This window comes from Synechococcus sp. CS-603, assembly GCF_977929215.1.
Map to the genome: position 1 here is coordinate 2,594,432 of NZ_OZ376778.1, position 24,155 is coordinate 2,618,586.

The window sequence follows — 24,155 nt, forward strand, 5'->3', positions numbered from 1 at the left end:
GCTACCGATGATGTACTACTCACCCCCGCCAAAATTTTTGATCTCGCGATTCAACCCTGCATGGACATAGGCTCCTGGCTTGCCTGCCAAGCCCTAAACGGTATCGTGATTACCATAAATAAAGTGCCCGTCTTCAGGTATGCCGCACTCTGGATACAGCCAACAGATTTTTTTTAGCGCTTCTTTGTCGAATTCAAAATAGCGCCGAAGGGTTGTAATACTGTTTTATGCGTTCCAAGACAGAAAAACAGTTTCCGCTATTTCTTGCGAAAGCGCAATCTGTTCTGGTCACTATGTCCTGTCCATCAATAGACTGTAGGTTGTCATCTTCCCCACTAGTCTCTTTGCCTGCTGCCCAGAGGGTGGGACAGAATAGTTGTGTAGTGTACCAGCTTTCAGTTGGCCAAAAAGAGGCATTTAACAGGGCCTGAATCAGGGAAGATCCACGCCACTTGCAACTGTCTGGACCATTGGCTGAATCAATTGGCTGGATTCAATAGTCAACAGCCAAGACCCCTGACAGCTTCTCCCAAGGCCATCTACATTGCCACTGAGAGCAAAGCCGTTGCCAAAAACAACTCAGGCCAGGGAGACCCGAGCGAATCGGGTCTTAGTGAGCACGGATCAACGGTTCGAGCACGTTCAAACGATCTAGATGCAGACAAGACAACACCTTCAGTCAGGTCCGTGAACTAGGCGCTCAAGTGGGATCCGGCCTGGCTCAGAGCACCTGGCCGACCATGACCGCGGCGAGGGCGGAAAAGACCGTGATTCCAAGGGCGGTGATGGGATTCTGGCCCTGGGCTACTGCAAAGCTGGTGATCACGCCGGCGCCGAGGAAGGCCACAGCCAGTTGGGTGGTAGCGGAAGGACGGTCCAAGGTGGGCTGGCAACTGCAGGCACCGTAGGGATCAACACCCTGGCCCCAGCTGGATTTCCGCTGTTTCGTTACCCGGTGTCGGGGTTCGTTACCGGGAGTCTGTTTTCGTTACACCCCGCAACCTGGAGGCAGGCCTGGCGCGGCCGCTGCTGGCCCACTGCTTGAGGGCATCCATCTGCTCCCGTGCCGTTCGCGACAGCGGTACAAGATCGCTGGCAGCCCGGATCAGGTCCGCTTCTGAAAAGTCACGGTGGGCACCGAAGCCGAGGTGCATGGCCTCCACCACGATCTGCTCGAGTTCGGCGCCGGAGAAGCCATCGGTGCGATCCACCAGCACCTCCAGGGGGATCGCATGGGCGGGACGGCGGCGGCGCAGCTGCAGATCCAGGATGGTGCGCCGCTCGGCCGCATCGGGCAGATCGAGCAGAAAGATCTCGTCGAAGCGCCCCTTGCGCATCAGCTCCGGCGGCAGGTTGGCCACACCGTTGGCCGTGGCCACCACGAACACCGCCGTGGTCTTCTCGGCCATCCAGGTGAGCAGGCTGGCCAGCACCCGCTGGCTGGCTCCCCCATCGCTGCGGCTGTCGCCCCCGAAGCCCTTGTCAATCTCATCGATCCAGAGCACGCAGGGTGCCATCGCTTCGGCCCGGCGGATCATGTCGCGGGTGCGCGCTTCGCTCGCTCCCACCAGACCGGCAAACAGCCGACCCACATCCAGCCGCAGCAGGGGCATCGCCCAGCTGTGGGCAATCGCCTTGGCTGTCAGTGACTTGCCCGTGCCCTGGGGCCCCACCAGCAGCACCCCCCTGGGCAGGGGCAGGCCATAGCGCTCGGCTTCGTCGCTGAAGGCCAGGCGGCGCTGGTCAAGCCATTGCTTGAGGGCCTCCAGCCCGCCGATATCCGCCGGGCTCGCCTCAGTGGGGCAGTACTCCAGCAGCTCGCTGCGGGCGATCGACTGGCGTTTTTCCTCGAGAACCTCAGCGAGATCGGCCTCACCGATCTGGCCACGGCGGGCTAAGGCCCGGGCGGCCACCTGGCGGATCCGTTGTTCAGTCAGACCGCTGCAGGAATGGACGAGCTGCTCGAGGGCATCGGCAGGGGGGCGATGCCCACTGGCCTGGGCGATGCTTTCGAGCAGGTCGCGGATCTCCCGCGCCGTGGGCAAGGGCAGATCGAGCACGGTGATGCACTCCTCCAGCTCCCTGGGCACCTGCCAGTCGGGTGCAGTGATCACCAGGGTCTGGGGCTGGCGGCGCAGGCTGATCGAGAGATTGCGCAGGCGCCGGCAGATGCCCGGATCATCGCAGTAGCGATGGAAATCGAGAAGCAGAAGAATGGCAGGCTGATCCTGGGGCAGGCTTTTGAGGCTGTCGAGGGCCGCCAGCGGATTGCGGATGGCCTCGGCCGAGCGATTCGGCAGCCCGGCGATCCCATCAACGAAATCCCAGCGAAACAGGGTGCGCTGTCCGAGCCGAGCCGCGGCCAGGCCCAGCAGGGTCTCAATCCGCTCCTCCTCCAGGCTGCGGATCCAGAGGATCGGAGCACGGGCACGGATCAGCAGGTCGAGTTGGTCCGACCAGGATTCAGTCATGGGCCAGCCTCCATCGCCATCGCCTCAACGCAGTTGGCCGAGCCGCGCCCAGCGCGGATCCAGCGGTGGCTCCGAGCTGGACGAACTGGGGCCTGTGGCCGATAGTTCCGCTGTGCTCCAGACGGCCGGGCCCGGGCAGGCAGCCCCACAGTCGTTGCGGCACGGCAACTGGAGGTGGAGCTGCTCGAAGATCCAGTGACCTGGATCAAACAGGCCCAGGGGGTCGAGGCACTCACTGGGGCTATCGGTCTCAATCGGCCAAAGGCCAGAAGAATCGAGATCACCAGCGCCTGAACCGCTGAAGTTGAGCAGCTGTTGCGCAAGGGATTCGGGCGTTGACGCGTCTGGCTCCAAAACCTCGTCGCCATCAGTGCCCAGAGCGATCAGCTCCTGACAGCGAAAGTGGAGGGGATGGTCGTAGTCCGCCAGACAGCGATCACAGCGCAAGCTGATGGTGGCGCTGGCCTCGCCATTCAACTGGAGTCCATCTCCCATCCAGAGCGCCCGGAGTTCCCCGCGCACCGGGGAAAGGGTTTCGATCTCGGCGAGATGCTGGTCCAGGGCCCAGTGCGCACCGGCCTGGAGCAGGCGCAACTCCTGCAGGGGGATGGGCTTGAGCGGCAGAGACTCCGGAATAGGGGGCCTTCGCCGCTCCATCACTTCTTACCCTTGGGCTCGAAGGGAAGACGCTCCATGCCGCCGCCGGCGGTGGCGGCCACCGCGACGGTCTGCTGGGCCAGCTGCTGATCGAGAATGACCTGGAGATTATCCGGCAAGGTTTCGCGGGTGAGCAGAAAGGTCTGCAGCCCCTGGAAGATGTTGGCCACCACCATGTAAAGAAGCACCCCGGCCGGCAAGGGGAAGAAGAGAAACATGCCGGTGATCATCACCGGGGTGATCTTGTTGGCCGTCGATTGCTGCGGATTGGGCGGCATGCCCATGCCCGAGAGAATCTGCGAGATGAACAGGGTGGCACCAAAGCCCCCCACCAGGATGGCGATGTCCCAGTTGATCGCGCCGTCGGTGTAGAAGCCCACCTGGCCGAGGGCCTTGATAAACAGGAAACCGCTACGGGCCGCCAGACCAGGCACCTTGGCCTCGATTGTGGCTTCACCGGTGCTGAGCGCTTCGATCTGGCCTGTCTCGCTCACCTTGATCACCCCATCCCCCTTGGTGATGCTCCAGGAGGGGGTGTAGGCCGCACCGTTCTCCACCCCTTGGAGCAGGCTGGTGAAGGACTCACCGCTCTTGGTGTGGAAGTTGATCTGGGCCAAATCGCCAACGCCCAGCTTGGTGCCCTGCTCCAGGCTGGCGATCACCGGCACATGGTTGGTTTCGGTGATGAAGATCGAATGGCTGGCGCTGTTGAACGGCTTGGTTTCGACCGCTGCGATCTGGTCAGCCGGCAGAACCTTCAGGTTCAAGGTGTAGGGCACATCGGCGAAGGGGGACCCACGCAAGGTGGCAAAGAGCGCGAACAGGATCGGCATCTGCACCAGCAGCGGCAGACAACCGGCCAGGGGGCTGCCGAATTCCTTCATCAGCTTGCCCAGCTCTTCCTGTTGCTTCTTTGGATCGCTTGCGTGGCGCGCCTTGATTTCGGCCTGCCGCTTCTGCATGACCGGCTGGGCGATCCGCATCCTCCTGGCACTGCGGATTGAGCCGGCGCTGAGTGGAAACAGGGCAAGCCTGATCACCACCGTCAAGGCGACGATCGCCAGCCCGTAACTCGGCACCAGACCGTAGAAAAAGTCGAGGATCGGGAGCAGGAGGTTGTCGGAGATGTAGCCGATCACGGCGGGGTAGCGGCGGGGGTGGAAGGGGTATGGGAATCAGTGTGCCCCAGCAGGGAGGCAATCGCGCGGGACAGCGGTTCAGGCGCTGGAAGCCTGGGAGACGCCGAATCCTTTGCTGTCGGGGCCTGCAAGACCGGCGACCGCACCCGAGGGGCTCCTGGCAGCAAGCCGCTCGAGGATGTAAGCCTCGGTTTCGCGGAACCGTGGAACCGAGCGCATCTCCAGCTTGAAACCGTCATTAAGCACAAGGACCATGTCTCCCCAGGCACCGAAGCCCCGGGAAACAGAGCGCACCTCTCGAATCTGGCCATAGCTGATCTGGCTGCGGTCGCGGCCGAGCCAGCCACCGGTCACGGAGATCCGCCGGCTGGTGATCCGGTAACGCAGCCAGAGCGCCCGGACAATCGCCCCGACCGCAAAGGGAAGGCCGATCAGGGTGAGCCCGAAGACCAGGTTGAAGATCAGATCGCCGCGGGCCGGCCCGCCCTCATAGAAGACAGGCTCCGCGATGGGGCTGGGGATGGCCTGACCCGAACCAGTCGGGAGAGTGCTTGCGTTTGGCCCTTCAGGCCCTTGACCCGTCATTGGCTCAGACCCGCCTTCTGAAACAGCAACTCACATTCTCCCAGCAAGAGCTCCTCAGCGGCCTCGGCGCTGCCGGGCTTGAGGCTGAACAGCAACCACTGGCCGCTCAAGGGCTCAGGCAAGACCCTGCAATGGTTCTGCATCCAGCCATGGATCAAGCGCCGCAGCCGGTTGCGGCAGACGGAGCGTTTGCTGACCTTCGTGCTCACCACAACTGCGCCGCGACAGGGGCTGACTTTTGCAAACGCAGAGCCTTTGCTCAGCAGAGCCTCATCGGCTTCAAGGGTGCGTAGCACCATCCAGGAGCCATGGAATCGACGACCTTTGCGATAGAGGTGATCGAAAGCCCGATACCCCCTCAGGCGCAGGTCCGGCGGCAGGGCCATCGAACCGACCGTTGCGCGATCAGACCGCCAGGCGAGCCCGTCCGCGGCGGCGGCGGGTGCGGATCACGCGCCGACCGGTGTGGGAGCGCATGCGGACACGGAAGCCGGACACCCGCTTGCGCTTGCGGCTTGTTCCTTCCAGGGTGCGCTTGGTCATGGGGCGGCTCTGCTACTCGCTCTGGGTCGATGAACCAACGTATCAGTCAGGGGGCGGGTGGTTAGTTGGTGGCCGTTTCAATCTGAATCAGCCAGCTGCCCAAGTAGCCCGCGAAAGGCACATCTCCAGGCGCCTGGGCCAGGGCATTGAACTGATACATGCCGATGTTGAACGGATTGAAGATGTTCATATACACCCCGATGGTGCGATCGTCAGGGATGGGTCGATCGGGAAAGATGTCGATCGACTGACCGCCTTTGGAGATTTCCACCGTGGCTGGAATCTTCTCCAGGCAGCGGGTTCGCGACATCATGCCGCCTTCCTGCATGTAGCAGAGCTGAATGTCATTGGCCTCGATCTTGGCCTCGAAATTGTCTGGCACCGTCACGCTCAGCTTGAGAATGGCCGTGTTGCGGTCCTTGGCGCGCAACATCAGGTAGTACTCGGAGCGCTTCAGGCGTCCGGTATCCGTCATGAAGTAATAGAGCCGTTTGTAATCGCGATCGTTCTCCCAGCGGAACTCCACCAGGCCAGGAGTGCCCTGGGCTGAAGCTGGCTGCGGCGCCACGGCACCGCCCACAACGGCACCAACCAGGCCGGCACCGAGCCCCCCCAGGGCCAGGCCGGCCGCAGCAACGGCGAGTGCGGGCTGGCCGATCGGGCCGGGCCGCCGGAAGCGTCGCCGGCGAAGCTGGCGAAGAAGGTTGGGGAAGGGCATGGAATCGGAGCCGGGGTGGGTGGAAGGAGCAGCAACCCCATTCTCTGGCCAGACCCGCAACAGGGGAGTGGCGGGAGGGCAGCCGCCCAGCTGTCAGATGTGACCGGATCTGTCCGGACGGAGGAAGGCTGCCTGGCGCAGATAGGGATGCACGGGCGGACGGCCGGGTTCCATCCAGGCATGGGCCAGCAGCCGGATGCAGCGGGGCAGGTCTCCATCGACGGCCATCTGCTGGCAATCAAGCAGGGCCACCCCGTCCCAGCCGGTGTGGCGGCGGGCAATGGCGGCGGGGAAACAGGCCGTCAGATCCGCCGTCACCGAAAAGGTGACCGACAACACCTGGGCTCCCTGCAAGCTGTTGTGCTCGATCAAGGCATCGAGAAGCTCCTCCACCGAGGCCGCGATGGCAGCCACGGTGTTGGCTTCGGCGGTGGTGGCACCTCGCAGGGCCCGCAGATGCTGCCCCTCGCTCATGGCCGCCAGAGCCAGAGCGGCTGGCCGCACCAGGCCAGCTCCAGGCTGACGGCCTGGTGCAGCTGGCCCAGCAGGTTGCGGCCAGGAATCAGGAAGGCCAGTCGTTTCGGCGGCTTGCCATAGGTGGTGGGTCTGATCGTGTCTTCGTCCAATCCCGTCAGTCGGGCCAGCAGGCGGCGGGCGCTGTCCTCGTCGCCCAGTTCATCAACCAGGCCGAGCTCTTTGGCCTGGGCGCCGCTGAAGACCCGGCCATCGGCGAAGCCTCGTACCTCCTCCTCGCTGAGGCCGCGGCCCGTGGCGACGGCGGCCACGAACTGGCCGTAGCTGGAGTCGATCAACGCCTGGAGCAGCTGGCGCTCCGCCTCGGTGAGGGCGCGATCCGGCGAGAGAATGTCTTTGTAGAGGCCGCTCTTGACGGTTTCAAAACTGATGCCGATCCGCTCCAGCAACCTCGAGAGGTTGTTTCCGCGCAGGATCACGCCGATCGAGCCGGTGATCGTGCCCGGATTGGCCACGATCTTCTCGGCCGCCACGCCCAGGTAGACGCCACCGGAGGCGGAAATATTGCCGAAGCTGGCCACCACGCGACAGCCCTTTTCGCGAAGGCGCAGCACGGCCGCATGGATCTCCTGGCTGTCGCCCACCGTGCCGCCCGGACTGTCGATGCGCAGCAGCAGGGCCGGGTATTCCCGCTCCTCCACCTTGCGCAGGGCCTTGAGCACCCGCTCGCGCGTACCCCCGGCGATCGCCCCCTCGATCGCGATGCGCGCCATGCTTTTACGAGACTTGCGGCGCCAGGGCCAGGGCATTCGCTGCGGTGCGTAGTCGCTGGATCTTAAAAAGGTGGTTGACGGCGGCTCCAATGACCCCAGCTTCACGTTGGCTGCTGATGCTCCTGCCCTTTGTGCTCTGGGGTACGGCGATGGCGGCGATGAAGCCACTGTTGGCCGGCGCAGGCCCACTCAGCGTGGCCTGGCTGCGCCTGCTGCCCGCCGGGCTGGCGGTGCTTCTGGCCGCCGTGGTGATGGGCCGATCCTTGCGGGTGGCCCCGGCAGACCGGCTCTGGCTGCTCGCCTTTGCCCTGATCGACGGCAGCCTGTTCCAGGGGCTGCTGACCCGGGGGTTGGGCAACACCGGCGCTGGGCTGGGCTCAGTTCTGATCGACTCCCAGCCCCTGCTGGTGGCGCTGCTGGCGCGCAGTTTGTTCGGCGAGGCGATCAATCCGGTCGGTTGGGTGGGGCTGCTGGTGGGGCTCGCCGGCATCGTCTGCCTCGGCCTGCCCGCTCCGCTGCTGCAGCACCTCTGGTTGGAAGGCCCCTCCACCCTGGGCGTCGAGGCCTGGAGCCATGGCGAACTCTGGATGCTTGGGGCCGCCGTGGCCATGGCGGTGGGCACCGTGCTCTGCCGCTTTGCCATGGCCCACAGCGATCCGGTGGCGATCACCGGCTGGCACATGCTGATCGGCAGCTTTCCTCTGCTGGGAGGCTCGGCGATGGCCACCGTTCTCGATCCCGGCGCCGCGCCGTTCTGGCCGGCCTGGAGCCGCATCGACTGGGGCCTGATGACCTACGCCAGCCTGCTGGGCAGCGCCCTGGCCTATGGCCTTTTCTTCTGGTTTGCCCGCCAGGGGGATCTCACCGGCTTCACCGCCCTCACCTTTCTGACCCCCGTGTTTGCCTTGCTCTGCGGGGTGTTGCTGCTGGATGAACGGCTGTTTCCCCTGCAATGGCTGGGTGCCGGCCTGGCCCTGGGGGCGGTGGTCTTGATCAACCAAAGGCAACGGCTCTGGGAAGGGCCCAAGGTGGCGGAGGCGAGCCCATGAGCCGATCGCCCCGCAGGCTGCTGGTGGTGAGCACGGCGGTGGGAACCCTGGGCAGTGGCAAGGGTGGTGGTGTGGAAGTGACCCTGGCGGGCTTGGTCGCCGGCTTGATCGACCGGGGCCACAGCCTCACCGTGCTGGCTGCCGAGGGTTCCAAGTTGCCGCCAGGCTGCGAAGCCGCCACCCTCTGGAGCCAGCCGGGGGTGGATCAGCCCAGCTGGCAACACCAGCCGCGCCAGGGGGGCGTTCAACTGCCGGCCGGCAGCCTGCTGGCCGGCCTCTGGGAAACGGCGCTGAATCGCCAGGGCGACTTCGACGCGATTCTCAACCTGGGCTACGACTGGCTGCCCTTCTGGCTGACGCGCCATCTGGCCACGCCGCTGTTCCACCTGGTGAGCATGGGATCGGTGGCCACGGTGATGGATGAGGTGATCACGGCCGTGGACCGCTGGAACCCGGGCAGGCTTGCCTTCCACAGCGCCGCCCAGGCCGGTGACTTCCGCCTGGGCAGGCCAGCGAAGGTGGTGGGCAACGGCTTTGACCTGGCGAGCTACGTCTTCCGCCCCCGGGCCGATCCCGAAGCCGGGCTGGGCTGGGCGGGACGCATCGCCCCGGAGAAGGGTCTGGAAGATGCGGCCGCCGTGGCGGCCCAGCTGGGGCGCCGGCTGTCGGTCTGGGGGTTGCGGGCGGATCCCGCCTATGCCCTGGCGGTGGAGGCTTCCGTCCCCGCCGGCACCATCGACTGGCGGGGATTCCTTCCCAGCGAACGGCTTCAGGCCGAACTGGGGGGCTGCGCGGTGCTGCTGAACACGCCCAAGTGGAACGAGGCTTACGGCAACGTGGTGGTCGAGGCGATGGCCTGCGGGGTGCCGGTGGTGGCCTACCGGCGGGGCGGCCCGGCCGAGCTGGTGCAGTCGGGGCTCACCGGGATGCTGGTGCCCCCTGACGACGGCGAGGCCATGGCCGGGGCCGTCGCGGCAGCCGAGCAACTCAACCGCTACGACTGCCGCCGCTGGGTGGAGCAGCACTGCTCCCGGGAGGCGTTCGCGGCCCGGATCGAGGCCTGGTTGAGCGAGGGCCTGTAGGTTCTGGGCGCCTGATCTCTGTTGCGTGCCCTTCGCCCGTCCGCCGGCTTCAGCACCACCAAGCTCCCCGGTCTGGCGGGCGCCCCCCTGGCTCGCAAGCCAGCGGGCAGTGCTGCTGATCGTTCTGGCGATTGGTATCCCATTGTTCCTCTGGCAGCTCGGGGCAACGGGCCTGGTCGATGAGACCCCACCCCTGTTCGCTGGCTCAGCCAGGGCCATGGCGGAGAGCGGCAACTGGCTGACCCCCTGGGTCAATGGCCTGCCCCGCTACGACAAGCCGCCGCTGGTCTATTGGCTGATGGCTCTGGTCTATGCCCTGCCTGGCCAGGAACAGTGGAATCCGCTCGGTACCTGGGCCGCACGGCTGCCCTCTGGCCTGGCCTCGATCGGGGTGATGCTGAGCCTGGCCTTCACGCTGTTGCGCTGGCCCCAGCCGGGCGATCAGTCAGGGGAACAGCCAACCGGGACCATGCCGTCGAGGCCACAGGTGGCCCTCACCGCCTTGACAGCCGCCCTGGCCTTCGCGCTCTCCCCCCTGACGCTGCTCTGGAGCCGCATTGCCGTCAGCGATGCGCTGTTCAGCGGCTGCCTTTCGGTGGCGCTGTTGTTGTTCTGGCAGTGCTGGGCAGAACCGCGCCGGCCCTGGTGGCCGGGATGGCTGGTGCTGGGGCTGGCCGTGCTCAGCAAGGGTCCAGTCGCCCTGGTGCTGGCAGGACTGACTCTGCTGGGCTTCGGCTGGAGACAGGGGGCCCTGGCGGCCCTGTGGCGACGGCTGAGGCCCGTGCAGGGCCTGGGCCTCAGCCTGCTGGTGTCCCTGCCCTGGTACGCCGCCATGCTCGTGGTGGAAGGGCGTCCGTTCTGGGACAGCTTCTTCGGCTATCACAACCTGCAGCGCTTCAGCTCGGTCGTCAACGACCACCTGCAGCCTTGGTGGTATTTCCTGCCGGTGATGGTGGTGGCCAGCCTGCCCTTCACCCCCCTGCTTGGTCTGGGCCTGGCCAGGGGCCTGAGGGACGGAGCGCGGCAAGGGACCACCCGGGGAGAGGGTGGCAGCGAGCGCCGGCCTGCTTCAGCCTCATTGCGCAGCTTCGCCGCCTGCTGGCTTCTGGCGGTGCTGGTGTTCTTCACCCTGGCGGCCACCAAATTGCCCAGCTACTGGTTGCCGGCCACGCCGGCTGCCGCCCTGTTGATAGCCCTAGCCGCCCAGGACAGCGCCGGCGGGCGCTTGTCCGGAGGGCGCCTGTTGTGGCTTGCCCAGGGACTCACCCTCTCGCTCACCTTCACCCTGGCTGTTGGGCTCTGGATGTCAGCGCTATGGGTGCCCTTGATCAACGATCCGGAGATGCCCACCCTTCCGGCGGAACTGCTGGCCAGCAGATTGGTCTACCGAGCAGCGTTCTGCTTCTCGATCGCCACAGTGGCCGGTCTCTGGCCATGGCTGCGGGGCTGGAGCTCCACTGGTTGGAGCCGGGGGCTCGCGGGCTGGTTGCTTGGCCTGCAACTGCCCCTCGTGGCCTTTCACCTGTTCGCCGTCCTGCCGATGTGGCAGCTTGGCGATGGCGTGCGGGGGCTGCCCGTTCGGGAAATGGCCGCGGCAGCCCGGCGGGAAGTTAGGCCCGGTGAATCCCTGGCGATGGTCGGGGTGCTGAAGCCATCGCTGCACTACTACAGCCGTCAGGTGGTGCTGTATGAGGGCCTCTCGGCCAGTGGTCTGGTGAACCTGAGTGACCGGCTGGACAACGAAACGCGCCGAGGGCAGCGGCCCGCAGCGGCGACGAGCTCGCCGACCGTGCTGGTGGTGATCGACGCCTCCACCAGCCAGCTGCCCTACTGGCAAAACCTTGGTGCGACGCCGTTGGCCAGCAACGGCATCTACCGGCTCTGGCGGGTGGAGCGCGCTCGACTGGATCAGGAAGCCGAGCGTCTGCAAGCTGCGGGCAAAGCCAGGATCAGCTGGAGGGATCCCCGCCCCGAGCGCTACTGAGGCCGCCGTCCTGGCGATGACAGAAGCTGCATTGCCCCCAGCGGCCCAGTTCTCCTGCTGGCGCCGGGCTGCCGCAGCGCGGACAAGCGGAGACACCGTGAACGTCGACCCGGCTGGGGTGAACGGCCCAGACCAGCGCCTCCGCTTCGGCCCCAGGAGTGGGCACCAGGCCGGGAAAATGCTGCTGAAAGCGGAGATCGCGCACCGAGAAACCAGCGCCGCGCAGGGCTCCAAGCAGTTGGTGGCGGTTGTAGCGCAGGGCTTGTAACCACTGGGGATGGCTGGCGCCGACGCTGAGCACCCCGGCCTGGAGATGGAGAGGCTGGCAGTGGGGAGCGAGCTGGCTGCCGGCGATGCGCGGCCACGCCTGCCAGAGAGCGACCAGATTGCCGTCCCGTTTCCACTGTCCCTGGAGAACGGCGAGGCAGTCGCCCAGACCGACGGCGGCAGGCCGGGGGGGAGCCGCCAGCACCTGAATCGTGCCGATCTGCCGGGTCTGATCGCGGGGAGCGATGGCCATGGCGAAATGTTAGGTGCGGCCCACGAAGTGCGGCCAACCGCCAGCCCACACCGCTTGACCGCCGCTACCCTCAGATCCGACCCCACAGTGATCCATGGGCTTCTTCGATCGGCTCAGCCGCCTGCTGCGGGCCAACCTCAACGATCTGGTCAGCAAGGCTGAGGATCCCGGCAAGATCCTGGACCAGTCGGTCACCGACATGCAGGCCGATCTGGTGAAACTTCGCCAGGCCGTTGCCACGGCGATCGCCAGCCAGAAACGGATCAAGAATCAGGCCGAGCAGGCCGACGCCCAAAGCAAAACCTGGTACGAGCGCGCCGAGCTTGCGCTGAAGAAAGGCGAGGAAGACCTGGCCCGCGAGGCCCTTAGCCGTCGGAAGACTTACCAGGACACCGCCACCGCCCTCCACAGCCAGCTCAACAGCCAGTCGGGCCAGGTGGAAACCCTCAAAAAGAGCCTGCTGGCCCTCGAAGGAAAGATCGCCCAGGCCAAAACCAAAAAGGACATGCTCAAGGCCCGCTCCCAGGCGGCCCAGGCCCAGGAACAGCTGCAGAGTGCCGTCAGCAGCATGGGCACCAACTCGGCCATGGCTGCCTTCGATCAGATGGAGGAGAAGGTTCTCCAGCAGGAGGCGCGCAGCGAAGCGGCTGCCGAACTGGCCGGAGCCGATCTCGAAAGTCAGTTCGCCTCCCTGGAGGGCGGCTCAGACGTGGACGACGAACTCGCGGCGTTGAAAAATCGCCTGGAAGGCGGCCCCTCGGCCTTGCCCCTGCTCTCCGCCGACACCCCCACCCCGGTTCTCGAACCGGTCAAGGTGGCCGAAGTGAATGCCGAACTCGAGGAACTCAAGCGCTCGATCGACAAGCTCTGAACCCGGGTCGCCACTCCTCTGATCCGTTCCGCTTCAGCGGATTCATACAATCGCGGCACTTGATCCAACCCCGTGGCTGTCGCCGTCTTCACCGATTCCAGCTTCCAGCTCGACGTGCTGGAGGCCAGCGGCACCGTTCTTGTTGACTTCTGGGCTTCCTGGTGTGGCCCCTGCCGCCTGATCGCTCCCCTGATGGACTGGGCAGCGGAGCACTATGCGGGTCGGCTCTCCGTTGGCAAGATCGAGGTGGACGCCAACCCCAGCAGCCGCGACCACTACAAGGTTCAGGGCATCCCGGCCCTGATTCTCTTCCGGGACGGCAAAGAGCTGGCCCGCCACGAGGGTGCCCTGGCCAAACCCCAGCTGCAGGCCTTCCTCGACGCCCATCTGTGACGACCCGCCATGATCGGCCGCAGTAGTGGGCCGCGCTGATGGCCAGTTCTGACGGCGAAGTCATGCCGTTGCCAAGGTCCCGGCGTTCCAGCCAACTCGGCAGTGGTGTCTTCGCCCGCAACGACGGGCGCAAGGCGACCTACCGGCAGCAGGCCTCGGCTGCCCCTGCAGGAGAGCCCCCACGGCCCGGCCTGCTCGATCTCTCCCTCGGCTCCACCCATCTGCTGCCACCACCGGCAGCGATCGCGGCGATGGCCGCCGCCCTCGCCCAGCCCAGCAGCGCCACCTACTGCCTCCATGACGCCACGGGTCCGTTTCGGCGGGCCGTGGCCGACTGGGCCCAGAGGCGTTTCGGCGTGGCGGTGGATCCGGAGTCGGAGGTGCTGCTGCTGGTGGGATCCCAGGAGGGCACCGCCCTCCTGCCCCTGGCCGTGCTCAACCCAGGCGAGTCGGCCCTGCTGCTCGATCCCTATTACCCCTCCCACCTCGGCGGTCTGCAGCTCGCTTCGGCCGTTCCCCTGCGGCTGCCGTTGCAGAGCGAAGCCGGCTGGCGGCCCGACTTCGGCCGTCTTCCCAGCAGCCAGTGGGATCAACTGAAGCTGATGGTGCTGGGGTTCCCCCACAACCCCACCGCCACGGTGGGCTGCCAGGAGTGGGTGGATGAGGCGGCGCACCTGGCTGCGCGTCACAACATCGTCTTCGCCCACGACAATCCCTACGTGGATCTAGCCCTGGAGGGTGAGGCTCCGGCCCTGTTGCGAAACCCGCACTGGCGCCGGTGCGGGATTGAGTTCTTCTCTTTTTCGAAGAGCTGGTGCCTGGGTGGATTCCGGCTGGCCTTCGCGATCGGAGCAGCCCCGCTGATCCTGGCCTTGCGCCAGGTGAAGGGAGTGATTGATTTCAACCAGTCGTTGGCCCTGCAGGCCGGCGCGATCGCCGCCCTTGAGCAGGCCCCCGAGTGGCCCGATCGGCTCAAGGCGGTGTACCGGCAACGGCGGGACCGCATGGCGCTGGCCCTGGAAGCGGAGGGATGGCCCGTGAGCAAGCCTTCGATGGCCCTCTATCTGTGGCTGGCCCTGCCACCGGCGGCGCGGGCGGCAGGGCTGGGATCGGAGGCCTTCTGCGCCGCCTTACTCGAGCACACCGGCGTGGCGCTTACGCCTGGCAATGGCTTCGGTCCCGCTGGTGAGGGCTGGGTCAGGTTGGCGCTGGTCCATCCAGAAGGGGCGCTGGCTGCCGGTGCCAGTCGAATCGGGCGCTGGCTGCAAACGCTCTCGCCGTGATGCCGTGATCGGGGCGATTGCGGCTTCACGGCAGCGGCTGCTCCACGCCCGTCATTCACCGGCACTGGCTTCCATGGCGCTGTCCTGGCGGCTGCATGGCCTGCCGGTGTGTGGCAGTACCGAGGTCGTTCTCAATCAACTTCTTGCCGCCGGCGCCAGCGCGCCCCTTGCCGTGTTCAGCCGGCGGCAGCGCTATGGCCATGGTCAGCGGGGGAGGGTCTGGCTCTCGCCCCCTGGCGGCGTGTGGCTGAGCGCGGCCCTGCCCTGGCCCCAGAACCCAGCCACCGCCGCAGATCCCGGCCTGGCGGTGGCTGTCGGCCTGGCCCTGCAGCTGGAAAGCCTCGGCCTGAAGGCGGAAATCAAGTGGCCCAACGACCTGCTGCTCGACGGACGCAAGCTGGCGGGGTTGCTGCCGCGCTTGCGGCTGAGATCCGGGCGCATCCGCTGGGCCCAGGTGGGATTGGGGGTCAATGGCCGCAACCGGGTACCCGAGGGAGCGATCAACCTGGCCGAAGCGCTGGGACGTCGATGCCAGACCAGCGCGGTGGAGGCCCTCTCCGCCCGCATCCTCTCGGCCCTGGACTGGGCGGCGGGCCATGCCGGCGATCCGGACGGCGTTGTGATCGAAGCCCGTCAACGGCTACACCTGCCGCCCGACCCCCTGCGGATACGGGGAGAACCGTGGCAGGCCGTGGGACTGAACCGGGACGGCAGCCTCGCGCTGGCCCTCGGTGAGCGGCGCCTGGCCTGGCATCGCACGTTTTGATTCTGAAGAGCGTTTGTTTCTGAAGACCGTTCTTGACCTCAGTCATTAAGATCTTTACGCCATAGCAGCGGCTTCCCTTGCATCGCCAGCCTTACCGACACCTGCCTGGCCTGCTGCTGGGCCTGGTCTCGACGATGGTCACGCCGTTGGCCTTGGCTCAGCTCGGCGATCCAAATGGTCACGCCGTTGGCCTTGGCTCAGCTCGGCGATCCAAGCGGTTCAGGCCAGGCGGGAACGGAATCCCAGAGCCCTGCACCGACGGCGACAGAACCTTCAGCCCCTACGCCCTCCCGGGCAACCCCCGCAACGGCGGCCCCATCGGCCATGACGCCGCCAGGCAGCCTGAAGCAGGGTGCAGGCAGCCCATCCCTGCGGCTCCCAGCCGGCATTCCACCGGCTCCACGTCGCCCAGATCCAGCCCAGCTGAGGCAGGCGAAACCCCAGTCCTTCGACCGGGCCCTCGATCAACTGGACCTCGATCAACTGGTCAGAGATCGAACCGTCAGTCCAGCCGAGCGGGCCAGAGTCCGTTCGGCTGGCGTCCTCCAACCCGGTGCCCCCCTGGCTCACCGCAAGGCCTGCGCGGCCGGGGCCCTCTCCGCCAGCGAATGCCGCGGCGTTCAGGTGCGCTGGCCCGGTGGCTCCGGACCGTTGGCTGCCGGAAGTGGCGATGAAACGGGCAGCGGCTTTGCTGCAGGTGGCTTCGCTGGTGGCGGTGCCGTTGCGGGCCTCACCCCGTTACCCCCGCTGACCGTGCCCGTTTCGGCCCTGTTGACCGGAGCCGGGGGCAGCTTCCGCCTCACCGATGTTTTCCGGGTGACCCCGAGGCCGGCCCCCCTGGCTGGCAACGGCAACCGCAGCCTGCTGTTTCCCCTGATCGGTTCAGCTGTCACCAGCAGTGATTTCGGTTGGCGCCTGCACCCGGTGCTGGGCAGCTGGTTGATGCATGCCGGCCGCGACCTGGCCGCTCCTGAAGGCACCCCGGTGGTGGCAGCCCTGAGCGGCCGGGTGGTCAGCAGCGGCCTGGCCGGCGGCTACGGCCTGGCCGTCGAACTGGAGCACCAGAGCCCCAAACGCCGCACGCTCTACGGCCACCTTTCCGAGCTGTTCGTCAAAGAAGGGGAATGGGTGGAGCAGGGCACGGTGATTGGCCGCGTGGGCAGCACCGGTCTGAGCACAGGCCCGCATCTGCACTTCGAGCTGCGCCAACCCGAGAACGGAGGTTGGGTGGCTGTGGATCCTGGCGAACTGGATCCGGGCCGGAACCTCGCCGCAGGCAGCGACGCCATCGCTTTGCTGATGGGCCAACTGCTGGAGAGCCTGGAGCGGTCCCAAGCTCTGCCAAAGCCGAAGAGCAGCCCGGCGGAAGCAGGCTGACGCCGCCTACGGCGGGCCCGGCAAGCAGCGGCTCAATCAGCCACACGGCCATCGCGGAAGTGGACAATTCGTCCAGCCCTGGCGGCCACGTCGTCTTCGTGGGTGACCATCACCACGGTCATACCTTGATCATGCAGTTCATCGAAGATGGCCAGCACTTCCTGGGTGGTGTGGGAATCAAGGGCGCCAGTCGGTTCGTCGGCTAGCAGCAAGGCAGGCTGGTTGATGATCGCCCGGGCGATCGCCACCCGCTGCTGCTGCCCGCCGGAGAGTTCATTCGGCTTGTTCTCGAGCCGGTGCCCGAGGCCCACGCGCTCGAGCGCCTCTTGACCCCGCTCTCGCCGTTGGCGAGCGGGCAAGCCGGCGTAGACCATCGGCAACATCACGTTGTCCATGGCGCTCATGTTGGGCAGCAGGTGGAACTGCTGAAAGACGAAGCCCAGCCGGCGGTTGCGCAGGTCGGCCAATTCGTCGTCAGAGAGATCCTGAACCGGGGTGCCGCTGAGCAGGTAGCTGCCGCTGGTGGGCCGATCCAGGCAACCGATGATGTTCATCGCCGTGCTTTTACCTGATCCCGAAGCCCCCATCACAGCCAGGTAGTCACCGGATTCCACGGTCAAGCTGAGATCGTCGAGGGCGCGAACCTCGGTATCGCCGGATCCGTAGACCTTGCTGATGTGGCTGAGTTGGGCCACCGGCTCCAATTGGCGGTCCGTGGTGGACCGGAGCCGGGCGGTAGTGGTCATCCCAAGGCAGCAACAGTAGCCGAACCGAGTGCGATCGCCTTCTGCAGCATCGGCGTACCGGCGACGGCCCCATTGGCCCAGTTGAAGAGGGGATTGGAGAGCACACCGCCCACAGCCGTGATCAACACGCAGGCCACCAGGGCAGCCCGCAGCGGCTGCATCCCAGCGAGATTCCAGGTGATCGCCGGATAGGCCTTGACCACATCAGAGGCTTCCTGAGGCTCTTTCACCACCATCATCTTGATCACGGAAATGTAGTAATAGATCGAGACCACAGAAGTAATCAGACCGACGACGACAAGCAGATATTGATGATCAGCCCAGCCGGCGAAGAAGAGGTAGATCTTGCCGAAGAAACCCAGCATCGGCGGAATGCCACCAAGGGAGAGCAAACAAAGGCTCAACCCCAAGGTGATCAGCGGATCTTTCTGATACAGACCAGCATAGTCGGAGATGCGATCACTGCCCGTGCGCAACGAGAACAGGATGATGCAGGCGAAGGCGCCCAGATTCATGAACAGATAGGCGGCCAGATACAGCACCATGGCGGCGAAGCCTTCCTCTGTTCCACAGACCAGCCCGATCATCACGAAGCCGGCCTGGCCGATCGAGCTGTAGGCCAGCATGCGCTTCATCGAAGTCTGAGCCAGGGCCACCACATTGCCCAGGGTCATGCTGAGGATGGCCAGCACGGTGAACAGCACCTTCCACTGGGCATCAAAGCTGTCGAAACAACCGACCAGCAAACGTAGGGCCAAGGCAAAGCCTGCTGTTTTCGAGCCCACCGAAAGAAACGCGACCACCGGCGTCGGCGAGCCCTCGTAGACGTCCGGGGTCCACTGGTGAAATGGAACAGCGGCGATCTTGAACGCCACCGTGGCCAGAACAAACACCAGGGCGAGGGCCGTGACGGGGGTGGCGCTGGTCTGCAGGGCCAGGCCAACAGCCTCCAGGCTGGTGGAGCCACCGGTGAGGCCATAGAGCAGCGAAGCTCCGTAGAGGAAAACGGCGGCTGCGGAGGAACCCACCAACAGATATTTCAGTGCGGCCTCGCCGGAGCGGGCATCCCGCTTCATGTAGCCCGAGAGCAGGTAGCTCGACACCGAGAGAGTTTCGAGGGCCACAAAGATGCTGACCAGATCAGTGGCACCGCACAGGAACATGGCCCCGAGGGTGGCGGCCAACAAAATCGCCGCGTACTCCCCCACGGGCGTGCCGCTCTGCTCCACATAGCGCCAGCTGATCAACAGCGAAAGCAAGGTGGAGGCGGCGACCACGGCGCGGAAGGCCACCGCCAGGTTGTCCGCCAGGAACGAGCCTAAAAAGGATGGCTCGACCGGGGCATCCCACTGCAGCGCCAGAAGCACCAGAGACGTGCCCAGGCCCGCATAACAGATCGATGGCACCCAACGGCTGGCGGCCTTTTCGCCGGCCAAATCAACCAGCAAGCAGAGGAGCAAGGCCACCAGAACGGCGCTCTCAGGTGCAATCGCACCGGCGTTGAGCTGAAGAGCCGTGACGCCCAAACCAGGGGCGGAGGTGGCGGCAGAACCCAACTCGGCGAGCAAGGTGGAAGGGGCGTCGAGCGGGTAGGTCAAAGCTGCAAAAAGACCGCCTGTTGCAGCGGACTGTAGCGGCGTTCGGCTGACTTCAGGCGCAGCCCGGCCCGCCGATGCGATAAAGAGGGGAGCGGTTTAACGCCTGCCTGTGGCGCACACCCTGGTCATCGTCGAGAGCCCCACAAAGGCGCGAACCATCCGCGGCTTCCTGCCGAAGGATTTTCGTGTCGAAGCGTCGATGGGGCACGTGCGCGATCTCCCCAACAACGCCAGCGAGATTCCGGCGGCCTACAAGGGCGAGAAGTGGGCCAACCTCGGCGTCAACACAACCAAAGACTTCGAACCGCTCTATGTGGTGCCGAAGGACAAAAAGAAGATTGTCAAGGAGCTCAAGGACGCTCTCAAGGGCGCCGAGCGTGTGCTGCTGGCCACAGACGAAGACCGGGAGGGGGAGAGCATCAGCTGGCACCTGCTCCAGCTCCTCTCGCCGAAGGTTCCCGTCAAGCGGATGGTCTTCCACGAGATCACCAAGGAAGCGATTGGCCGGGCCTTGGACCAGACCCGCGAACTCGACATGGAGCTCGTCCATGCCCAGGAGACCCGGCGGATCCTGGATCGGCTGGTGGGCTACACCCTCTCGCCACTGCTCTGGAAGAAGGTGGCCTGGGGGCTCTCGGCCGGCCGGGTGCAATCGGTGGCGGTGCGGCTGCTGGTGCAGCGTGAGCGGGCCCGGCGGGCCTTCCGCAGCGGCAGCTACTGGGACCTCAAAGCCCAGCTCGCCAAAGGCAGCGCAGGCTTTGAAGCCAAGCTGACCCACGTCCAGGGAGAACGGATCGCCGGCGGCGGCGATTTTGATGAAACCACCGGCGCCCTCAAGGCCGGCAGCAAGGTGCGCCTGCTGGCCGAAGCCGAAGCCCTGAGCCTCCAGGCCTCCCTGCGAACCCTGCCCTGGCGGGTGGCCGAGGTGGAGGAAAAACCCACCGTGCGCAAGCCGGTTCCTCCTTTCACCACCAGCACCCTGCAGCAGGAGTCCAATCGCAAGCTGCGGCTCTCGGCCCGCGACACGATGCGCACGGCCCAGGGCCTCTACGAGCGGGGCTTCATCACCTACATGCGCACCGACTCGGTGCACCTCTCCGATCAGGCGATCAAGGCGGCCCGCAGTTGCGTGGCCGAAAAGTATGGCCAGGACTACCTCTCCCCGGCCCCCCGCCAGTTCACCACCAAGAGCCGCAATGCCCAGGAAGCCCACGAAGCGATCCGTCCGGCCGGTGACCGCTTCCGCACGCCCAAGGACACCGGGCTCGATGGCAAGGATCTCTCGCTCTACGAGCTGATCTGGAAGCGCACGGTGGCCAGTCAGATGGCCGACGCCCGCCTGACCATGCTGAGCGTGGAGCTGCAGGTGGGTGAAGCCCGTTTACGGGCCGGCGGCAAGCGCATTGATTTTGCCGGGTTCTTCCGCGCCTATGTGGAAGGCAGCGACGACCCTGATGCCGCCCTCGAAGGCCAGGAGGTGCTGCTGCCGGCCCTCGTTGTGGGCGATACCCCCGCTTGCAAGCAGGTCGATGCCCTCGGCCACCAGACCCAGCCTCCAGCGCGCTACAGCGAAGCCGCGCTGGTCAAGATGTTGGAGAAAGAAGGGATTGGCCGGCCTTCCACCTACGCCAGCATCATCGGCACCATCGTTGATCGCGGTTACGCCACGCTCGCGAACAACTCGCTCACCCCCAGCTTCACCGCTTTTGCGGTGACCGCGCTGCTGGAGGAGCACTTCCCGGATCTGGTGGACACCCGCTTCACGGCCCGGATGGAAACCAGCCTTGATGAGATCTCGACTGGCAAGGAGCAATGGCTCCCTTACCTGAACAACTTCTTCAAAGGAGACCAGGGGCTTGAGACCCTGGTGCAGCAGCGCGAGGGCGACATCGACCCCACCGCGTCGCGGACCATCGCCATGGAAGGTCTGCCCTGTGTGGTGCGGATCGGCCGGTTCGGGGCCTATCTGGAAGCCAAGCGCGTGGCTGAAGACGGAAGCGAAGAACTGATCAAGGCCACCCTGCCGATCGAAATCACCCCCGGCGATCTCGATACCGAGCACGCCGAGCTGATCCTCAAACAGAAGACCGAAGGGCCTGAGAGCATTGGCGTCGATCCCGAATCAGGCGAGGCCATTTATCTGCTGTTCGGGCAGTACGGCCCCTACCTGCAACGGGGCGAGGTGGGTGAGGAGAACCTCAAGCCGAAGCGGGCTTCCCTGCCCAAGGGCCTCAAGCCTGAAGACCTCAGCCTTGAGGCCGCCCTCGGGCTGCTGCGCCTGCCCCGGCTGCTGGGCGAACACCCCGATGGCGGCAAGGTGCAGGCAGGACTGGGCCGCTTCGGCCCTTACATCGTTCATGACAAGGGCAAAGGCGAGAAGGATTACCGCTCGCTCAAGGCCGAAGACGACGTGCTCCTGGTGGCCCTGCCCCGGGCGATCGAGCTGCTCGCCATTCCCAAGAAGGGTCGCGGCGGCCGCACCGCCTTGAAGGATCTCGGCAGCCCGGGCGGCGAAGGAGAGTCGATCGGGGTGTTCGACGGCCCCTACGGGCTGTATGTGAAGCAGGGCAAGGTGAACGCGTCGCTGCCCGAAGGCAGCACGGCAGACACGATCACCATCGAGGAAGCGGTTGCCCTGTTGGCGGCCAAGGCCGCCACAGGCAAAGCCAAGGCCAAGGCCCGCAAGCCTGCCACCGCCAAGAAAGCCGCTGACGCCAAGCCGACGACCACCAAAGCGGCAGCAACCAAAACGGACAAAGCCGGCGCCAAACCCGCCAAACTCCCCGCCAGCAAGACAGGCCGCCCCCGGGCCAGTGCGGTGCGGATCATCAAGGCCGCCTCGAGTTGATGCCGGCCCCGCGCGCGCCGATGCTGAGCAGCGCGCTGACGCTCGCCCTGCTCATGGGCGGTTGCAGCGGCAACCCCGTCGCTGAACAGCTGGCGGCTGGCTTCGAGTCGCCAGCCTCCCCGGCCACACCGCCGGCCCCAACCCCGGCTCCCCCCGCAACAGCGGAAACCCCGGCCAGTCCAGCAACCCCGGGGCCAACGACCCCAGCAACAACAACGGCCACAACCACCGCGCCGACGGCAACACCGGCCCCGGCAACACCGGCCAAACCCGTGGCCGGAGCCATGCCTTATCGCATCACCATCCAACTGAGCGGGGTCGATCCGGCCGCCCCCGCTGAAGCGGTGACCGCCGCCCTACGCAAGGCGGGGGTCCGATTTGAAGTGGAAACGATCGAGCGGATCCCCCAAGCTGGCGCCGAAGCCAAGCCATCAGGCCCGGGCCAAGCAGCAACCAGCTCAGCCGCACCGGCCCCCCGGTGATCCGCAACCATGGACCCGTCCTCCCGCAATCTGAGCCGGCGCCAGGCCCTGAAGCTGGTTGAAACGGCCTACCTGGCCGCCGCCACCGCCCTGCTCTGGGCCGGCCTCTATTACCTGCCGGTGGGTGGAGCCCTGTTCCGACTGGCCCTGCCGTTGCCCCTGGCCTTGCTGCAACTGCGCCAGGGCTGGCGCTGCGGTTGGGAGGGCACGGCTGTGGCAGCGCTGCTGCTGGTCGCCCTGATGGGCCCGATCCGCGGGCCCTTGGTGCTGTTTCCCTACGGCTTGCTGGCGCTCTGGCTGGGCTGGGGCTGGAGCCATTCGAGGAGCTGGTGGCTCACCTGGGGAGTGGGCCTGCTGATCGGCAGCGCCGGTTTTCTGGTGCGGGTGGCGGTGCTCTCCCTGTTGCTTGGCGAAAATCTCTGGGTGTTGATCACCGCTGCGGCTGCGGCCCTGCTGGAGCGGCTGAGCGGGGTGCTGCAACTGGGCGTCGCCCCGGATCTGCAGCAGGTTCAGATCATGGCGGTGCTGCTGGTGCTGGTTCAGAACCTGATCTATGTGCTGGCCCTGCATGCCGTGGCGTACTGGATCTTTCCGCGGCTCCAGGCGCCGATCACGGAGCCGCCATCACAATTGCGGGCCCTGGTGAGCCTTGATCCGCTCTGAGCACGACCCCGGCGGCGGAGCGGCAGAGATCTGGGCAACGCACGTTCGGCTGGGCGCTCCCAATAGCCTGCTGCTGCTGCTGCTGGCCGGCACCGAGACTGCCGAGGTTCCCGGCATCTCCGCCGCCGGGGCGACGGCGGCCTCCCGGCGCTGGACCGCCGCCGCCGATGCGGAGTTATTGCTGCTTGGACCGGGCGGTCACCGCCCCCATGCCCTGCCGCCACTGCCGGCAGGCGTCAGCCCCGCCTTGATCTCCCACGTGGTGCGCAAGGAATTGGCGCTCCTCACCCTGGTGGTGGACCTGGGCTGCCCGGTCGCACCGGCCGTTGCCCACCTGCAACTGGCCGAAGCGCCAGCCCGCTGCCTGAGCACGGGGGCCGCCATGGCCCCCGAGAGGGTCAGGGGTCTGCTGGCCCTGGGCCGGCGCTGGGGCCAACGCTGGGGACGCCAGCGCGGCACACCGCCCCCGCTGCTGTTGGCGGAATGTGTTCCGGGCGGAACCAGCACGGCCCAGGCGCTGCTCTGCGGCCTGGGCATCGGGGCCGCCGGGCTGGTAAGCGGCAGCCTCAAACAGCCGGCCCATGGCTTGAAAGGCGCCTTGGTGGAGCGGGGCCTGCGCGCCGCTGGTCTCTGGGACCAGGCCAAAGCCGGCGGAGCCGATCCCCTGGCGGTGGTGGCCGCGGTGGGGGATCCGATGCAGCCGCTGGCCGCCGGTGTGCTGCTGGCCGCCGCCGAGGGCGGGCTGCCGGTGCTGCTCGCCGGCGGCAGCCAGATGGCGGCGGTGCTGGCGCTGGCGCTTGCCTTGGCACCAGCTGGCCTGCGGCCGCAACTGGCGGGCCTGGCCGCCCTGGCCACCACCGCCTGGGTGGCGGGGGAGGCGAGCAGCGACCTGGAGCTGTTGCTGAAGCGAATCGGCGATCGCTGGCAGGTGGAGCCCCTGGCCTTTGCCAGCAGCCTGCGTTTCGGTGGCTGCCGCAGCGCCCCCCTTCGCGACTACGAGCGTGGCTATGTCAAGGAGGGGGTGGGTGCCGGCGGGCTGGCCCTCCTCTGGGAACTGAGCGGCCGCCGGCCAGAGGCCCTCGCTGAAGCCTGTGATCTGGCCTGCGAACAGCTGCAGGGCTGCTCCTAGGGTC

25 protein-coding genes are annotated in these 24,155 nt (G+C 66.2%); 12 read left to right on the top strand and 13 right to left on the bottom strand.

All coding sequences use genetic code 11. The annotated features are described in order from the left end of the window. Positions 1 to 721: 721 nt before the first annotated feature. The 10 genes from ACXMDM_RS13690 to sppA all read right to left on the bottom strand — a co-directional run bounded on the left by ACXMDM_RS13690 (position 722) and on the right by sppA (position 7,396). Complete coding sequence (locus ACXMDM_RS13690) at positions 722 to 880, bottom strand: hypothetical protein (protein WP_162922835.1); 159 nt, start codon at positions 878 to 880, stop codon at positions 722 to 724. Positions 881 to 968: 88 nt separating this feature from the next. After that, on the bottom strand, positions 969 to 2,471 hold the full coding sequence (locus tag ACXMDM_RS13695; RefSeq protein WP_071800007.1) for a Ycf46 family AAA ATPase: 1,503 nt from the start codon (positions 2,469 to 2,471) through the stop codon (positions 969 to 971). Between the two features lie 24 nt (positions 2,472 to 2,495). Then, on the bottom strand, positions 2,496 to 3,128 hold the full coding sequence (locus ACXMDM_RS13700) for a YceD family protein (protein ID WP_071800008.1): 633 nt from the start codon (positions 3,126 to 3,128) through the stop codon (positions 2,496 to 2,498). After that, positions 3,128 to 4,267 (bottom strand): membrane protein insertase YidC, encoded by a 1,140-nt coding sequence (gene yidC / locus ACXMDM_RS13705; protein ID WP_259723190.1) that lies wholly within the window; start codon positions 4,265 to 4,267, stop codon positions 3,128 to 3,130. The genes ACXMDM_RS13700 and yidC overlap by 1 nt, the downstream gene beginning before the upstream one ends. Before the next feature lie 78 nt (positions 4,268 to 4,345). Then, complete coding sequence (locus tag ACXMDM_RS13710; RefSeq protein WP_071801904.1) at positions 4,346 to 4,789, bottom strand: PH domain-containing protein; 444 nt, start codon at positions 4,787 to 4,789, stop codon at positions 4,346 to 4,348. A gap of 59 nt (positions 4,790 to 4,848) precedes the next feature. Further along, the gene (locus ACXMDM_RS13715) at positions 4,849 to 5,238 is read right to left on the bottom strand and encodes a ribonuclease P protein component (protein ID WP_071800010.1); all 390 of its coding nucleotides are present in this window, start codon (positions 5,236 to 5,238) and stop codon (positions 4,849 to 4,851) included. Between the two features lie 19 nt (positions 5,239 to 5,257). Further along, a complete protein-coding gene (gene rpmH, locus ACXMDM_RS13720; RefSeq protein ID WP_006170261.1) occupies positions 5,258 to 5,395 on the bottom strand; it encodes a 50S ribosomal protein L34 in 138 nt (45 codons plus the stop codon). A gap of 61 nt (positions 5,396 to 5,456) precedes the next feature. Beyond that, positions 5,457 to 6,113, bottom strand: a complete 657-nt coding sequence (locus ACXMDM_RS13725) for a DUF2808 domain-containing protein (RefSeq protein WP_083544362.1) — start codon at positions 6,111 to 6,113, stop codon at positions 5,457 to 5,459. Between the two features lie 93 nt (positions 6,114 to 6,206). Next, positions 6,207 to 6,587, bottom strand: a complete 381-nt coding sequence (gene aroH, locus ACXMDM_RS13730) for a chorismate mutase (protein ID WP_071801906.1) — start codon at positions 6,585 to 6,587, stop codon at positions 6,207 to 6,209. Next, positions 6,584 to 7,396 carry a signal peptide peptidase SppA gene (sppA, locus tag ACXMDM_RS13735; protein WP_259723189.1) on the bottom strand — a complete coding sequence of 271 codons (813 nt, stop codon included), beginning with the start codon at positions 7,394 to 7,396 and terminating at the stop codon, positions 6,584 to 6,586. The genes aroH and sppA overlap by 4 nt, the downstream gene beginning before the upstream one ends. Positions 7,397 to 7,449: 53 nt before the next feature. On the opposite strand from sppA, the gene ACXMDM_RS13740 reads away from it, so the two are divergent. The 3 genes from ACXMDM_RS13740 (at position 7,450) to ACXMDM_RS13750 (ending at position 11,475) form a co-directional block, all read left to right on the top strand. After that, entirely contained in the window at positions 7,450 to 8,409 is a 960-nt protein-coding gene (locus ACXMDM_RS13740) for a DMT family transporter (protein WP_259723188.1), read from the top strand. Continuing rightward, entirely contained in the window at positions 8,406 to 9,491 is a 1,086-nt protein-coding gene (locus tag ACXMDM_RS13745; protein WP_071800013.1) for a glycosyltransferase, read from the top strand. Before ACXMDM_RS13740 ends, ACXMDM_RS13745 begins: the two co-directional genes overlap by 4 nt. A gap of 109 nt (positions 9,492 to 9,600) precedes the next feature. After that, positions 9,601 to 11,475, top strand: a complete 1,875-nt coding sequence (locus ACXMDM_RS13750; protein ID WP_071800014.1) for an ArnT family glycosyltransferase — start codon at positions 9,601 to 9,603, stop codon at positions 11,473 to 11,475. Here ACXMDM_RS13750 and ACXMDM_RS13755 read toward each other — a convergent pair. Next, the gene (locus ACXMDM_RS13755) at positions 11,441 to 11,995 is read right to left on the bottom strand and encodes a DciA family protein (RefSeq protein WP_071800015.1); all 555 of its coding nucleotides are present in this window, start codon (positions 11,993 to 11,995) and stop codon (positions 11,441 to 11,443) included. The genes ACXMDM_RS13750 and ACXMDM_RS13755 overlap by 35 nt on opposite strands. A gap of 94 nt (positions 11,996 to 12,089) precedes the next feature. On the opposite strand from ACXMDM_RS13755, the gene ACXMDM_RS13760 reads away from it, so the two are divergent. The 5 genes from ACXMDM_RS13760 (at position 12,090) to ACXMDM_RS13780 (ending at position 16,685) form a co-directional block, all read left to right on the top strand. Next, a complete protein-coding gene (locus ACXMDM_RS13760) occupies positions 12,090 to 12,866 on the top strand; it encodes a PspA/IM30 family protein (RefSeq protein WP_071800016.1) in 777 nt (258 codons plus the stop codon). A gap of 72 nt (positions 12,867 to 12,938) precedes the next feature. After that, positions 12,939 to 13,259: a thioredoxin gene (gene trxA / locus ACXMDM_RS13765; RefSeq protein WP_259723187.1), complete on the top strand. Its 321-nt coding sequence runs from the start codon at positions 12,939 to 12,941 to the stop codon at positions 13,257 to 13,259. A gap of 38 nt (positions 13,260 to 13,297) precedes the next feature. Next, positions 13,298 to 14,542 carry an aminotransferase class I/II-fold pyridoxal phosphate-dependent enzyme gene (locus ACXMDM_RS13770; RefSeq protein WP_499569816.1) on the top strand — a complete coding sequence of 415 codons (1,245 nt, stop codon included), beginning with the start codon at positions 13,298 to 13,300 and terminating at the stop codon, positions 14,540 to 14,542. 73 nt (positions 14,543 to 14,615) lie between these two features. Beyond that, complete coding sequence (locus ACXMDM_RS13775) at positions 14,616 to 15,308, top strand: biotin--[acetyl-CoA-carboxylase] ligase (RefSeq protein ID WP_259723186.1); 693 nt, start codon at positions 14,616 to 14,618, stop codon at positions 15,306 to 15,308. Between the two features lie 174 nt (positions 15,309 to 15,482). Further along, entirely contained in the window at positions 15,483 to 16,685 is a 1,203-nt protein-coding gene (locus ACXMDM_RS13780; RefSeq protein ID WP_259723185.1) for a M23 family metallopeptidase, read from the top strand. Positions 16,686 to 16,717: 32 nt separating this feature from the next. Here ACXMDM_RS13780 and ACXMDM_RS13785 read toward each other — a convergent pair whose 3' ends face one another. Both ACXMDM_RS13785 and ACXMDM_RS13790 read right to left on the bottom strand, forming a co-directional pair. Continuing rightward, on the bottom strand, positions 16,718 to 17,431 hold the full coding sequence (locus tag ACXMDM_RS13785) for an ABC transporter ATP-binding protein (protein ID WP_071800019.1): 714 nt from the start codon (positions 17,429 to 17,431) through the stop codon (positions 16,718 to 16,720). Next, positions 17,428 to 18,999 (bottom strand): NAD(P)H-quinone oxidoreductase subunit N, encoded by a 1,572-nt coding sequence (locus tag ACXMDM_RS13790; RefSeq protein ID WP_071801909.1) that lies wholly within the window; start codon positions 18,997 to 18,999, stop codon positions 17,428 to 17,430. Before ACXMDM_RS13790 ends, ACXMDM_RS13785 begins: the two co-directional genes overlap by 4 nt. A gap of 139 nt (positions 19,000 to 19,138) precedes the next feature. Here ACXMDM_RS13790 and topA point away from each other — a divergent pair, with 139 nt between their 5' ends. The 4 genes from topA to ACXMDM_RS13810 are packed head-to-tail and all read left to right on the top strand — an operon-like array spanning position 19,139 to position 24,151. Next, positions 19,139 to 21,877 carry a type I DNA topoisomerase gene (topA, locus tag ACXMDM_RS13795; protein WP_259723184.1) on the top strand — a complete coding sequence of 913 codons (2,739 nt, stop codon included), beginning with the start codon at positions 19,139 to 19,141 and terminating at the stop codon, positions 21,875 to 21,877. Continuing rightward, positions 21,877 to 22,359: a hypothetical protein gene (locus ACXMDM_RS13800; protein WP_233831013.1), complete on the top strand. Its 483-nt coding sequence runs from the start codon at positions 21,877 to 21,879 to the stop codon at positions 22,357 to 22,359. Before topA ends, ACXMDM_RS13800 begins: the two co-directional genes overlap by 1 nt. Before the next feature lie 9 nt (positions 22,360 to 22,368). Next, positions 22,369 to 23,022, top strand: a complete 654-nt coding sequence (locus ACXMDM_RS13805) for a DUF2232 domain-containing protein (RefSeq protein ID WP_071800021.1) — start codon at positions 22,369 to 22,371, stop codon at positions 23,020 to 23,022. Beyond that, positions 23,009 to 24,151 (top strand): nicotinate-nucleotide--dimethylbenzimidazole phosphoribosyltransferase, encoded by a 1,143-nt coding sequence (locus ACXMDM_RS13810; protein ID WP_311134027.1) that lies wholly within the window; start codon positions 23,009 to 23,011, stop codon positions 24,149 to 24,151. The genes ACXMDM_RS13805 and ACXMDM_RS13810 overlap by 14 nt, the downstream gene beginning before the upstream one ends. Positions 24,152 to 24,155: the final 4 nt, after the last annotated feature.